11 protein-coding genes are annotated in these 13455 nt (G+C 47.3%); 4 read left to right on the top strand and 7 right to left on the bottom strand.

What is annotated here, in order from left to right:
• Window positions 1-19 precede the first annotated feature (19 nt).
• Together JOY44_RS09020 and JOY44_RS09015 are read left to right on the top strand one after the other, a co-directional pair.
• Window positions 20-2803: a valine--tRNA ligase gene (locus JOY44_RS09020; protein ID WP_171573263.1), complete on the top strand. Its 2784-nt coding sequence runs from the start codon at window positions 20-22 to the stop codon at window positions 2801-2803.
• Window positions 2804-3021: 218 nt separating this feature from the next.
• Window positions 3022-3513, top strand: a complete 492-nt coding sequence (locus tag JOY44_RS09015; protein WP_171573262.1) for a hypothetical protein — start codon at window positions 3022-3024, stop codon at window positions 3511-3513.
• Window positions 3514-3583: 70 nt separating this feature from the next.
• Here the strand turns inward: JOY44_RS09015 and JOY44_RS09010 are convergent, their stop codons facing one another.
• Together JOY44_RS09010 and JOY44_RS09005 are read right to left on the bottom strand one after the other, a co-directional pair.
• Entirely contained in the window at window positions 3584-4474 is an 891-nt protein-coding gene (locus JOY44_RS09010; RefSeq protein WP_171572156.1) for an IS982 family transposase, read from the bottom strand.
• Window positions 4475-4556: 82 nt separating this feature from the next.
• On the bottom strand, window positions 4557-4952 hold the full coding sequence (locus JOY44_RS09005) for a Fur family transcriptional regulator (protein ID WP_171573261.1): 396 nt from the start codon (window positions 4950-4952) through the stop codon (window positions 4557-4559).
• A 44-nt stretch (window positions 4953-4996) separates the two neighbouring features.
• Between JOY44_RS09005 and purS the strand changes: the two genes are divergently transcribed.
• Window positions 4997-5284, top strand: coding sequence for a phosphoribosylformylglycinamidine synthase subunit PurS (gene purS / locus JOY44_RS09000; protein WP_171573260.1), 288 nt, complete (start codon window positions 4997-4999; stop codon window positions 5282-5284).
• Between the two features lie 37 nt (window positions 5285-5321).
• Here purS and JOY44_RS08995 read toward each other — a convergent pair whose 3' ends face one another.
• Window positions 5322-5564 carry an RNA-binding S4 domain-containing protein gene (locus tag JOY44_RS08995; protein ID WP_171573259.1) on the bottom strand — a complete coding sequence of 81 codons (243 nt, stop codon included), beginning with the start codon at window positions 5562-5564 and terminating at the stop codon, window positions 5322-5324.
• Between the two features lie 172 nt (window positions 5565-5736).
• Window positions 5737-6117: a DUF4189 domain-containing protein gene (locus tag JOY44_RS08990; protein ID WP_171573258.1), complete on the bottom strand. Its 381-nt coding sequence runs from the start codon at window positions 6115-6117 to the stop codon at window positions 5737-5739.
• A gap of 183 nt (window positions 6118-6300) precedes the next feature.
• On the opposite strand from JOY44_RS08990, the gene trpB reads away from it, so the two are divergent.
• Entirely contained in the window at window positions 6301-7557 is a 1257-nt protein-coding gene (gene trpB / locus JOY44_RS08985; RefSeq protein WP_171573803.1) for a tryptophan synthase subunit beta, read from the top strand.
• 526 nt (window positions 7558-8083) lie between these two features.
• Here the strand turns inward: trpB and JOY44_RS08980 are convergent.
• The 3 genes from JOY44_RS08980 to JOY44_RS08970 all read right to left on the bottom strand — a co-directional run bounded on the left by JOY44_RS08980 (window position 8084) and on the right by JOY44_RS08970 (window position 13395).
• A complete protein-coding gene (locus JOY44_RS08980) occupies window positions 8084-10345 on the bottom strand; it encodes an AAA family ATPase (RefSeq protein WP_171573257.1) in 2262 nt (753 codons plus the stop codon).
• A 404-nt stretch (window positions 10346-10749) separates the two neighbouring features.
• Complete coding sequence (locus JOY44_RS08975; RefSeq protein WP_171573802.1) at window positions 10750-12171, bottom strand: glycoside hydrolase 100 family protein; 1422 nt, start codon at window positions 12169-12171, stop codon at window positions 10750-10752.
• A gap of 552 nt (window positions 12172-12723) precedes the next feature.
• Window positions 12724-13395, bottom strand: a complete 672-nt coding sequence (locus JOY44_RS08970; RefSeq protein WP_171573256.1) for a cytochrome b N-terminal domain-containing protein — start codon at window positions 13393-13395, stop codon at window positions 12724-12726.
• Window positions 13396-13455: the final 60 nt, after the last annotated feature.

The following is a 13455-nucleotide window of genomic DNA, read 5'->3' as shown; positions in this document are numbered from 1 at the left end:
CCCTACTGCCATTCCTTCCATGACCGCAACCCCAACCAGTCTATCCACTCAATATGATCCCTCCACCACTGAAGCCAAATGGCAACAGTATTGGGAAGACAATCAAGTTTTCAAAGCAGACCCCAACCATATTGGCGAACCTTACTGTGTTGTCATCCCCCCGCCGAATGTCACGGGTAGTCTTCACATGGGGCATGCCTTTGAACACTCCTTGATTGATGTGCTGGTGCGGTATCACCGAATGATTGGACGCAATACTTTATGGTTGCCAGGAACTGATCACGCCAGTATTGCCGTTAGCGCCATCCTCGATCGCGAACTCAAAGCTCAGGGCAGAACTCGGCAGGATGTGGGGCGGGAAGCCTATTTGAAACGAGCCTGGGAGTGGAAAGAAGAATCTGGCGGCACGATCGTTGGGCAACTGCGACGCTTGGGCTTGTCGGTGGACTGGTCGCGAGAACGCTTCACTATGGATGAAGGCTTATCATCTGCCGTGTTAGAAGCCTTCATCACACTGTATGAGGAAGGTCTGATTTATCGAGGGCAGTATTTGGTCAACTGGTGCCCTGCGAGTCAATCGGCAGTGTCTGATCTAGAAGTGGAAAATCAAGAAGTAAACGGTCACCTGTGGCACTTCCGCTATCCACTGACGGATGGCTCTGGATATGTGGAAGTAGCAACCACTCGACCAGAGACGATGTTGGGTGATACAGCAGTGGCGGTGAATCCCGCAGACGATCGCTACCAATCCATCATTGGCAAAACACTCCTGCTACCAATCATGAATCGCGAGATTCCAATCATTGCCGATGAGTATGTGGATGCCACCTTTGGAACAGGCTGCGTCAAAGTTACGCCAGCTCATGATCTCAACGACTTTGAAATGGGCAAACGTCACAATCTGCCCTTCATCAACATCTTAAATAAAGACGGTAGCCTAAATGAAAATGGCGGTGAGTTTCAGGGGCAAGACCGCTTTGTGGCACGGAAAAAGGTAGTTTCCAAGCTAGAAGAATTGGGCGCTCTAGTCAAGGTGGAAGACTACAAGCACACCGTTCCCTACAGCGATCGCGGCAAAGTTCCGGTAGAGCCGCTGCTTTCGACGCAATGGTTCGTCAAAATCGATTCGCTTTCCCAGCAGGCGTTGAATTGCTTAGATGAGCAAGACTCTCCCGTTTTTGTGCCCGATCGCTGGACGAAAGTTTACCGTGATTGGCTGGTGAGCCTGCGCGATTGGTGCATCTCACGGCAGCTTTGGTGGGGACACCAAATTCCTGCTTGGTATGCCGTGAGTGAAACTGAGGGCGAGATTGGGGACAATACACCTTTTGTCGTGGCACGCAATGAAGCCGAAGCCAGGGAAAAAGCGATCGCTCAATTTGGCTCAGAGGTGCAGCTTAAACAAGACCCCGATGTATTGGATACTTGGTTTTCATCGGGTCTATGGCCTTTCTCTACCCTGGGTTGGCCCAACCAAACAGCAGATTTCGATCGCTACTATCCCACCACTACGCTTGTCACCGGGTTTGACATCATCTTTTTCTGGGTCGCTCGTATGACCATGATGGCAAAGCACTTTACTGGACAAATGCCATTCAAAACGGTCTACATCCATGGCTTGGTCCGGGATGAAAACAACAAAAAAATGTCTAAATCCGCCAACAATGGGATCGATCCGCTACTGCTAATTAACAAATATGGCACCGATGCTCTTCGCTACACCTTGATTAAAGAAGTGGCGGGTGCGGGGCAAGATATTCGCCTACTGTATAACCGCAAAACCGATGAATCCGAATCGGTGGAAGCCTCTCGCAACTTCACCAATAAGCTGTGGAATGCTTCCCGCTTTGTGATGATCAACTTAGGAGAAAGTTATGAGTTCTCAATGTTGATTTCTGAGTTAGAAAAGGGAACTCACACTTCTCTTCAACTGGTTGATCGCTGGATCTTATCCCGTTTCCATCAAGTCACTCAACAAACTCGCAGCGCGATCGACAGTTTTGCTTTGGGAGAAGCTGCCAAGGGTTTGTATGAATTCTTCTGGGGCGACTTTTGCGATTTGTACATCGAATTAGTAAAATCGCGCCTCCTCGGAGACGATGTTCAATCCAAACAAGCCGCCCAGCAAGTGTTGGCGTTTGTGCTAGATGGCATCTTAAAACTGTTACATCCTTTCATGCCGCACATTACCGAAGAACTCTGGCAAACGTTGACGGGCTCAGGGTCAGCCACACCTCATCCTCTTGCCTTGCAATCCTATCCAGAAGTCAATCCAAATTTGATTGATGCTGAACTGGAACAGCAGTTTACCTTGATCACCGACACGATTCGCACGATTCGTAACCTCCGGGCAGAAGCTGACATCAAGCCGGGAGTGAAGATTCGGGCAATTTTGCAAAGTGAAAGCGATCGCGAACGCCAAATTCTGACTGCTGGGCAATCATCTATCCAAGATTTGGCAAAAGTAGAACATCTCACCATCCAGCATCCTCCAGCGGTTGGCCCGGCGATTCAGGAACCGACCCCTACGGGAATCGCTACTGAAAAAATGGTTGTTGGAGTAACCGGCACCGTGCAAATACTCATTCCTCTTTCGGGCGTAGTAGATATGGATGCTCTGCGTGCCAAATTGGAAAGAGACTTGAAAAAAATTGAAGCGGAGATTCAAGCGCTTTCGGGTCGATTGAATAATCCTAGATTTGTGAGCAAAGCTCCAGCAGACGTGGTTCAAGCCGCTCAATCTACTCTTGCAGAAGCGCAAAAACAAGCTGAAATCTTGCAGAATCGGCTACGAGAACTTTAACTTCAGCCATGCTAGCCATTCCAAAAAACAAAATCTAGGGATAATTATTAAATTCCCTTAAAAAGAAGGGGTATACTCTCTTCGTGACAAGGTAAGAAATTATTAAGAGTCCTTGGGCAATAAATGTTTAGGCTGTAAAGTTGCTCGCTCTGACTTGTAGCATCAACCAACGAGCTTTATGTTTGTTTTTATACTCGGAAAAGCAGAAAGGCAAAAGCATGCTGTGTTTGGCTCAAGTAGAGATTAAAGACTCTGCCAATAGGGCAGAGCTGCGAATACTCGCTCGTCAGCGCTCTGAATATGCTTGGGCGATCGCCAATGAGCAAGATACTTTAGATTGTGCTCAAACAACTCAGTATTATCAGGGATCACTGGTTTTGGTCACGCTTTCCGATGCTCACGAAATACTAGAAATTAGTGATGTCAAAGATTGGTTATTAAATATCATTAGCACTTTGTTAGTCACGGGCGTTACTCCACAATTCTTGCAGAAAGAATCTGAACGAGCAGAACAATGGCGACAAAATCTCACACTACAAAGCCAAGATCTGGATCGGCGCGTATTAGAGTTAGAGGCTCGTCGCGAACAACTTGAGCAGCTTGAAGAAACCTTGAAACGGGAAAAAAAGCAAATAGAATCTTTGGCAGCCCAGTACAGAGAGCAAAATGAGGAGCTCGATCGCCGTTCCTCAGAGATAGAAACTCGTTAAGTAAATCCCATTAAGCCAAGCTAATAGCAGAATTGCAATATTAGTTACTTAACGCGATGTGCGACTAGAATTAGTCTGACACAAGCTGCTCAAACTGCAGCGGGTTGGGGCTGTGACGATTGAGCCATCGACAGACGGTGTGAGCTAACAGTTTACGATTGAGCCGACTAGTCAAGTGCCACAGGTCGCGTGCCCGAACTTTTTCAATTGAGAACCGTTCGACAAGCTGCCCAATCACGGTTTCAATGAGTCGTCGCACCCGCATGAGTAACTTAACCCAAGCCGGGTCTCGCTCATCGGGCATATTAGAACGTAGCGCCGTTTCTAGCTGGATACCGACCGCTTGGAGTTGATGCTCGAGTTGACCGGAGAGATACCCTTTGTCTCCAATTAGCAAACCGCGAACCGTCGATACGATGTCCCAGAGCGCTTCTCGCTCACTGCCATTGGCTGGAGTCAGGCTAAACCCAGTAATCACTCCGGTGGAACTGAGGAGCAAATGACCATGAAATCCATAGTAGGTCTGCTTTTTTGCCGCACAGTAGCCATAAGCGGCTTCCCCTTTGAAACTTCGACATCGCGGCGCACGGCTAAAGCCGCACAAAGGAATGGGGATGCCATCAATCAGATGAACGGCATCGGCAAATGCACCGAGTTGAATCGCGAACCGTTGCTGTAACAGTTCTTTGTATTGCCATAGGTTAGCGGCTTGTCGCACGAAGGCGGACCGACTGCTCAACCTTGGAAATAGACCCAGCCAATGCCTCCGAAAGTAGTGCCAAATCGCTTGGTCAGCATCAATCCCTTGGTACTCTGCCACAATTTCCATCGTCAGCACCTCACTGTCTGCTAAACCAGGAGCAAATCCTTTTTCTCGAATCGCTTGCCCTTGGGTGATCTCCTTGAGCAAGTCATCTACACAGCAAAAAACAGCGGTGATAAACTCTTCAATAGTAAACATCAGTCCCACTCCAGCTAGATAGGTTGTACGTCTAGCATTGTCCAGTGGGACTTTCCTTGCAACAACTTAGTTGCACATCGCGTTACTTAGGAATATTAGTTTGCTGGCAAGCGGCACATAAACCAAAAAATTCCAACATGTGATAGTAGATTTTGAATTGATAGGACTGGTGAAGCTGGTCTTCTAAGTCGTGAATTGGGCATTCGTCAATCGGAACTGACTTGCCACACTGAAGGCAAGTTAAATGATGGCGGTCTTCTTGAACCAAACTGTAGAGAGATTCGCCATTGGGAACGGTTCTAGCCTGCACCACACCTTCTAATTTCAAGCTCTCTAAAGATCGATAAACCGTTGCCAATCCCATCGTCAGTTCACGCGATCGCAGTTCGACATAGAGATCTTGAGCAGATATTGATCCTTCTATAGTTTTAAGGAGTTCAACAATACGCTCTTGGCTGCGAGTGCGACGAAGGTTCATAAAGGCGGTAGCATCAAAACTGGACTATCATTTGGAATCGGGTTGTGACCCAAAAATATCAGGCTCAAATCTATGTTACTCTTCGCCCGTCCGTTCTAGATCCTGCGGGAACGGCAGTGCAATCGGGACTAAAACATATGGGATATGACCATGTGGAGCAAGTCAGAATTGGCAAGTATATTGAGGTGATCTTAACGGCTGAGAACAAGGCGGCAGCAGCAAATCAACTCGATCGCATTTGCGATCAGCTACTAGCCAACCCAGTAATTGAAAATTACCGGATTGAATTAGCAGAAATGGCATCATCCATGAACAATCATTCACAAGTGTAGGAATAGTGGGTCGTCTAAGCTATTTCAACCAGATAGCTCACTCCCATCCATCTAACAGATTCGATAGATCAACCTGAAAGATTTCACCAAAAGTAGAAACGCGATCGCCCTGGATCAGCTTTCGCCCCCGCCGCGTTTCTACTTTGCCATTCACTTTTACTTCGCCATCTTGAATCAGCAGCTTTGCTTGACCGCCTGTGTCAACCACTCCCTTGATTTTGAGAAATTGATCAAGCTTAATGCTTTCGCTATCCGTTTTGAGGCTTTCACTATCGGTCATTGCTAGCTTACGTCCGTCTTACATCTACTCCCACCCTACACTTTCACAGTCTAAATTTGTAAACGCGTGTGGCTATAATCCATCTACGTTTTATCCGTCCGGCGATTGTGCCCAATTGGGTAGGTGATACTTTGCCAACGACTTAGGGTAGCAAAGTATCACTCACTCTTATCTATCGCTCTGTACAAGCCCAAGTGGTGATCTCGCAGTCGCCCCCTCCACAGGATGAAATCGCTTGAGCTTTTGCTTCAGCTTCATTTTTGCTCCATCCCCAGCCGATTACCTTATCATTCTCAGCAACCGCACCACAGGCATTTTTAAACCATACCCGCACGACACAACCCGTTTCGCCACATTCTTTTAGGGAACTTGCTTCAGCCTGAGCGCGGGTTGGGTAGTTGTAGGTATATCCCCACTTCCCGTCTTCATCGGTCGAGATCGCTCCATACATATCTTCTGCAGAAGCTGCTGTTGCCGAAAGCATTTGGATGGTTGCGATCGCCACCACAGCCAATCCTGAAGCTTGTGTCAATTTAGAAAAAAGCCGCGTCATAATTATCCTTGTCAACTAAGGTGAATCTTGGGTTGATCCTCATCAAGTATTCCCATATTCCTTACGCAGATCACGTTTTCATGCATGGTTTAGCGCCTTGCCTGATCCCGTGTTTTCCCTCGACGATTAACAATCTCCACGCGATCGCGCTTATAATTAAAACCTGTTGCATTGCTAAAACCCGTGACTACCACTCCTTTTCGTCCCAGTTCTCAGTCCGCTTCATCCGCTCAACGTCCTGATGCTCTGGGAAGATTTGGCAAGTTTGGCGGTAAGTATGTTCCCGAAACCCTAATGCCAGCGCTAGCTGAATTAGAATCTGCGTTTTATCAATACCGCAATGATCCCGCTTTCCAAACTGAGCTTCAAGGATTACTAAAGGATTATGTGGGTCGTCCTAGTCCGCTCTATTTTGCCGAACGGTTAACCACTCACTACGCCCGCCCCGACGGCACTGGTGCACAAATCTATCTCAAGCGAGAAGACCTTAACCATACGGGTTCTCACAAAATCAACAATGCATTGGCACAAGTTTTGCTGGCAAAGCGCATGGGTAAACAGCGCGTTATTGCTGAGACTGGAGCCGGACAGCATGGAGTGGCGACTGCAACCGTTTGCGCTCGATTTGGCTTGAAATGTGTCATTTACATGGGCGTTCATGACATGGAGCGGCAGGCATTAAATGTCTTTCGGATGAAGTTAATGGGCGCAGAAATCTCTCCAGTGGAAGCGGGAACTGGCACGCTGAAAGATGCGACCTCGGAAGCGATTCGAGATTGGGTAACGAATGTAGAAACCACACACTACATCCTTGGCTCAGTTGCAGGTCCTCATCCTTATCCAATGATTGTGCGCGATTTCCACGCCGTGATCGGTGAAGAAACCCGCATTCAAAGTCAAGAAAAATGGCAGGGCTTACCGGATATTTTATTGGCGTGTGTAGGTGGCGGTTCCAATGCAATGGGATTGTTTCACGAGTTTATCAACGAATCATCTGTGCGTTTGATTGGAGTTGAGGCGGCTGGTGAAGGAGTGCAAACTGGAAAACATGCCGCGACTCTAACTCATGGGCGAGTTGGCGTATTGCATGGTGCCATGAGTTACTTGCTTCAGGACGAAGATGGGCAAGTGGTTGAACCCCATTCCATTAGTGCTGGATTAGATTATCCAGGGGTAGGTCCTGAGCATAGTTATCTTAAAGAATTGGGTCGTGCTGAATATTACAGTGTTACGGATGAAGAAGCACTGAATGCCTTTCAACGGCTATCACAACTGGAAGGAATTATTCCAGCTTTAGAAACTGCTCACGCGATCGCGTATTTAGATGTGTTGTGCCCTCAACTTGAAGGTTCTCCTCGAATTGTGATCAACTGTTCAGGGCGAGGCGATAAAGATGTTCAAACAGTTGCAAAACTATTCGATGCAACTGAAAAGAAATAATCATTTTCTGGAGCAGTTTTACCTGATCTTCAAGTTGAGAAGGTTTTTTGTTTGCTTGATGAAGATTACTTGTCAGCAATTTTACGGATGCTACAGTGAATTCACTGGGATTAAATAATAGTCTCCCTAGTATTTAATTGCTCGTAATTAGGTTGTAGTATGCAATCAATTTCTATCGACCTGAGAGATTCCCGGACAGCATCATTTTCAGGCAGATCAGGTTGCTGCTTTATCTCAAATACTTCTGTACGTGGAACTTATAGCTCTTAAATGTATCTACCTAAGTAATCTCCGACAACCTTTATTTATTTAGTAGGATATTTTCAATGAAGAGTAGTTTGCTTTCTACTAATGGCGTATCACCTTCTACTAAGGACGTATCACCTTCTGTCAATGGCGTTTCAACAGTAGCCTTATTTACAAAGCGCTTATGTTCAACGTTTGGATTTGCTGTTCTTGCTGCTGTTTGGAGCGCAAATGATCCTTACAAGAGTGGCTCCCATGCTGATAGTGAATATCCAGTAGATTAGGGTATTTGTCCCCAAAAGAAGGCGATCGCGCTTTTCCACAAAACGGTTTGATTACAGACGTGTCGCAGAAAACAGGACTGTATCGTTTCCAATTCAGCCTCCGTTAGGCTTTGGTTTAGATAACTCCTATAGGTTGAAGTGCTGGCAGCGATCGCAAACCACTTCTGCACAGCGTTTGGTGTGATATGAAGCGGCATCTGCATTTGTTCTACCTCTACTTCTAGAGTGAATCCAGCTTGCTGAAACATTCTTTTTAGCTCAGTTTCATTCCAGTTCAGTTTATTACCGCTGTGCTTATAAATTGATTCCTCAGCTTGGATTAATCGCGTATAAAGGGCGGGTTCCAACCATTCTGATTTTAGGAGGCTGTAAAGCCGTTGCGTGCGATAAGGCAGTAGTTCTGCTAGAGCAATCGTCACAGCATTGGCTCCTGAACTTGGTCGTTTAGATTGGGAAATTCCCGTGAGTGATACGCTTTGCAGAATCGCGGCTAGCCAATCAACCGCCTCCGCTTTATTTAACTCCCCAGCCAAAACATTGCGTCCAATCAGGCAGTCTACTTGAATCGACTGCTCCATCAGCACCGCGGGTAGTTGTCGCAGTGAGGCTTGTAAAATCATCGGACGACTTAATTCTTCCAGAAATTCGCTCTGTTTTTGCAATGCTTCGGCAGCTGCTTGAGTATGAGCGCAGGCATAGACCGCTCCTTCTGGCACCTGTCGCACTGCTTCCCAGGTTAGTAATCCACTGTCTGCATTTAAGTCTAAAATCCGATGATTGCGTTGAGGCTGAATGAGGCTAAACAGGCGATCGCGGACTTTTGTCAACTGCTCCCCCGATTGACTGAGGGTTCGTTGTAACCATCGCTCTTGTGCTGTATTGACTGTGCTAAACGTTAATATTTCTGGCATTGCCGCTCCCATACCTTCAAGCAATGCTGCCAGTTGTGCTTCCCGTCGCTGTGTCACTTGGGTTTGAATTTGCGCTTCATACCCCTGCCTAGACGGCTGATAAAACACCTGACCTTGAAGGCTGGCAGGTAAATACTGTTGCTCTATCCAATGATCGCGATAGGCATGGGGATAGAGGTAGCCCGCTCCATGCCCAAAGCTTTGCTTGTCTCGGTTGCCATCTCGTAGCGGAGCTGGCACATCGTCTTCCCGCTCTTTCTCCACGGTGGATAGCGCATCAAAAAATCCCATAACGCTGTTGGATTTAGCAGCAGTTGCCAGGTAAAGCGTTGCCTGTGCTAATGGATAGCGTCCTTCGGGTAGCCCTACCCGGTCAAAGGTTTGGGCGCAGGCGTTGACTATCGCGATCGCGTTGGGGTCTGCCATGCCCACATCTTCCCCTGCCAAAATCAGCAGTCTGCGAAAGATAAAGCGTGGGTCTTCGCCAGCGTAAACCATGCGTGCCAGCCAATAGAGTGCCGCATCCGGATCAGATCCGCGCACACTTTTAATGAACGCGCTAATGGTGTCGAAGTGGGCATCTCCCTCTTTGTCATACAGCACGGCCCGTTGCTGAATAGATTCTTCGGCGACTGCGAGGGTGAGATGCAGAATACCTTGCTTATCCAGTGGCGTAGTTTCAACAGCAAGTTCCAGCGCATTCAGCAGGGCACGGGCATCCCCATTTGCCACATTCACTAAATGCTCCAGAGCTTCATGATCTAACTGAATATTCAACTTGCCATACCCACGTGCTGGGTCAGCTAGTGCCTGATGAACCACTTGCCGCAAATCGGCTTCATCTAAGGACTTTAATTGAAACAGGCGCGATCGCGAGACTAACGCCTTATTGACTTCAAAAAAGGGATTCTCAGTCGTCGCTCCAATCAAAATCACGGTGCCCGTTTCCACCCAGGGCAATAGTGCATCTTGCTGAGCTTTGTTAAAGCGATGCACTTCGTCTACAAACAGAATCGTGCGTTGATCGTGCATACCGCGCTTTTCTTGGGCAAGGGCGATCGCATCTCGAATATCCTTTACCCCCGCCAGCACCGCATTAATCGCAATAAAATGCGCCTTTGTTGTGTTGGCGATAATCCGTGCCAAAGTTGTCTTGCCCGTCCCTGGCGGTCCATAAAAAATCAACGAGGATAGCTGATCTGCTTGAATTGCCCGTCGCAACAGCCGCCCTCGCCCCACGATCGCATCTTGCCCCACAAACTCATCCAATGTTCGGGGACGCATTCGTGCTGCCAGCGGCGCTTCTGCCTCAGTTCGCGCTTGACGATGCTGATCAAACAAATCCATAGCGGCGCTCAATCTGAAACAAACTCTTTGGGATAGAGTCTTCAGAGTATCAAAACACCTTTGCGATCACTCTGAAAACTTAACAGTTTGGATTACATTTAAGTTGTGAATAAGATTTTGCTGAAATTAGTTTTATTCGCCTGAAGCGGAATGCATCTAATAGCCCCAAACGTGATTAGCGAGTTGAAGATGTGCGGGGGGATTGGAGGTCGTTCAACCGCTAAATTCGTTTATGGCTCAAACCAATAGAGGCTTGAACAATCTGAAGCTACCTGGAGTGCTTAAAGCATCAGTACAATTCTCAGCCTAGAGGGATCATCAAGATAAAAAGCAAAGGTCAAATTACAACCTACTTTTTTAATAGGAAGGAAATTAGAATCTGTTCTCTCGGTAATTTCTGACAATTAGCACTTTTGGCTTTCGTAGCCTTCACGGGCATAGCACATCCATTCCAGCATCTCCGGATCATCGGTAAAGCTAATTAACGCCAAGTGTTCAGGATGCTCCAGAAATTCACGGGCAAGCAGATAGCCAGCAATGCTCCAGGTTTGAAATTTGCGTGAGGCTTTGCCAACTAACCGACCGTTTCTGCCGTCGTAATATTCTGCCCATTCATCTTCGCTGAGTCGGCGTTCAGCAATTTCCAGCGCGCGCCATGCTAATTCCGTTCTGCCTGTTTTCACTGCTGCGGCCGCAAATGACCACAGCAGTACAGGCCAGTTACCACCATTGTGATAAGACCAGGGCACATTTTTAGGGTCGCAACCCGTCAAAATTTTCCATTCCAGATCTTCCACAGCAGGAAAGCAAATTTTCATGGGCATGTAACCCACCACATCCTGCCAACGCTGCTCGATTAAATCCATGATGGATTGAGATTCGCGATCGCTGGACAGAGAGGAAATAATTGCCATCAAATTGCCCAGCGTAAAAAACCGAAAATCCATTTGCGCTGGACCTAGGTTTCCAGCCAAATAGCCGCCCGTTTCAGGGATCCATTCTGTCAGCCAGTAAGGAATCGATTCGGGATAAATATTGAATTTGTTAATGGCACTCTCGCCAAATTCCTCACCCCGAAAATGATAGATTTCATTCAGCCGCTTCAAATCGATCCAGTAATACTGTCGGATATGCAAATTGAGTACACTCAATCGCTGGTTAACGATTTGCTTGTAAAACTCGCCGCGTCGCCCCGCCAACAGTTCTCGCGCAGAACACAGTGCCCCGTAAAACAAGGCTTGGATCTCTAAAGGATGCCCAAACACCCCCATGCGGCGATCAATCATAAACGCCCCATCTGGCACCAGCATGGTTGGGTACATATCAAAGCGATCGGCGAGACACAGCTTTAAAATCAGCATAATGCTTTGCTGAAACTCTGGTTGATGCGCTAAGGCAATATCTCCCGTCGCCTTCACATAAGCTCTGAGCAAAATCAACCACCACAGGCAAGAATCGACTGGAGTCACCCGACCGATCGCGTGTTCGCCAAAATCCGCCGTTAGATATTGCTCCTCATCCCATAGTTCCACCTTAAAGCTGGCAGGCATCAACCCCTGCCCTGCGTTAAAGCTATCCATTTGCTTATCGCTACTTTGCAGCGCCAGCGTTTCAATCAAAAAATTCCGCACAATTTCGCTTCTACCATTCGTCAAAAACAGCAGAGCACAGGGCACAAAATCACGCATAAAACATTGGTCATAGTTCAGCGCTTCTACATAAGGGTCACGAGCCGCCACTGTGCCAACAGGTCGCCCCCGAAAATACACCATTGACTTTTCTAAAAGTTCCCATGCCTCTTTGACGAGAAACTCTGTTGCTTGCATTGCCAACTGATGCTCCTGTGTTCCAATTGCGGATACTGAGTGATCAAATTCAAACTGCACAACTTCTCGCGAAGATTAGCCTACCAGGCAGATCTCCACCAGAAGTCTGACAAAATCAAATACATTGAATTCTTTAACCTGGCAAACAAAGCGACTAAACATTCAGACCTCTTTGTTTGCCTTAACCATGCACCCTGTAATCAATGACTCAAGCGCTTAATTTTACTTAAAACGACCATTGAGCCATTCTGTGATGAAACCTTTAGTTAGCTAGCAACTCGGAAGAAGGGCACTCTAACGTAGTTTTACGAGTCAAGCAGTCCAGACTCCGGAGGAAAGATCATTCTTCTCTAAACTAATGCTTATCTTCAAAAATCTCAGTAAATTATTGGTGAGGGAATCGCTTCGCTTACCAAAAAGCTATGAAGATTGCAAGATGTGTCATGCCCCCTAATTGACGCGTAGTGAGTTAATTCCAAATTTCCAAGAAAAAGGACGTGAACCTCACTCACGCCCTCAGCGATAATCTACGCTTTGTCGTACTTGGTAATGCTATGCGGGCACATTCGTGTTGCCGTCTGAATCTGGCTCCTGATGTGTCGATTGAGGAACTACTTCTGAAGTAGACTGCTGAACCGCTAACTGTGCAATTTCTCGTTCTTGAAATACTAGCCCAGTCAAGTGAATAACAGATAGCACCACTGCACCTAAAGAAAGGATGTAGCTGTGTAGCGCATACATATGAGCGACCGTGACAGACCCGATCGCGCCGCCCCCGGTCAAGATATTCCGAATAATAGGTCCTGCGATCGGAACTGATTCAATAATGCCTAGCTCTACCCGCAACCGCCAAAAACCAATCTGTGACCAATCCAGCAGCATGGCAGTCCACCCTAGCCCGATCGCCGCCAAAACAAACAAAATCCCGCTAATCCAGGCGGTCAACCAACTGCGGCGGTAGCGTTCACCCAAGAACATCACCACCATTTGAATCAACGCCACCACAATCACTAAGTTACCCGCCAGGTCGTGGACTCGGCGAACCAGCCAACCAAAAGGTATCTCAGTCGTGATCTTGCTCAAAGACTCAAATGCGCCGCCCGCGGTGGGCTGATAGTTAAACGCAAGTAAGCTTCCAGTAATGGCAGCTAGCAGTGTTAGAGTCAAAACACTAACCGCCAGAATGGTAGAGGAACGCCGCAGAATAAAGGAAGGGCTTTTCATAAGTAAAGACGGTTGCTGAGAAGTATGTGTAGTTCTATTAAGCTCAATCTTAACGAACTA

Origin of the sequence: Leptolyngbya sp. Cla-17 (assembly GCF_016807185.1) — a bacterium.
In the GTDB taxonomy this organism is placed as follows: Bacteria; Cyanobacteriota; Cyanobacteriia; order Leptolyngbyales; family Leptolyngbyaceae; genus ULC077BIN1.
Note: the sequence above shows the minus strand (reverse complement) of the source record. Positions and strands in the feature narration are given on the sequence as shown.

Bases quoted from the DNA above. Each gene is read 5' to 3' on its own strand.
- JOY44_RS08975 (WP_171573802.1), bottom strand. From the start codon at position 12,171: ATGCAAGCAACAGAGTTTCTCGTCAAAGAGGCATGGGAACTTTTAGAA.
- JOY44_RS09005 (WP_171573261.1), bottom strand. From the start codon at position 4,952: ATGAACCTTCGTCGCACTCGCAGCCAAGAGCGTATTGTTGAACTCCTT.
- JOY44_RS09020 (WP_171573263.1), top strand. From the start codon at position 20: ATGACCGCAACCCCAACCAGTCTATCCACTCAATATGATCCCTCCACC.
- JOY44_RS08995 (WP_171573259.1), bottom strand. From the start codon at position 5,564: ATGACCGATAGTGAAAGCCTCAAAACGGATAGCGAAAGCATTAAGCTT.
- JOY44_RS09015 (WP_171573262.1), top strand. From the start codon at position 3,022: ATGCTGTGTTTGGCTCAAGTAGAGATTAAAGACTCTGCCAATAGGGCA.
- JOY44_RS08970 (WP_171573256.1), bottom strand. From the start codon at position 13,395: ATGAAAAGCCCTTCCTTTATTCTGCGGCGTTCCTCTACCATTCTGGCG.
- JOY44_RS08980 (WP_171573257.1), bottom strand. From the start codon at position 10,345: ATGGATTTGTTTGATCAGCATCGTCAAGCGCGAACTGAGGCAGAAGCG.
- JOY44_RS08990 (WP_171573258.1), bottom strand. From the start codon at position 6,117: ATGACGCGGCTTTTTTCTAAATTGACACAAGCTTCAGGATTGGCTGTG.
- JOY44_RS09010 (WP_171572156.1), bottom strand. From the start codon at position 4,474: ATGTTTACTATTGAAGAGTTTATCACCGCTGTTTTTTGCTGTGTAGAT.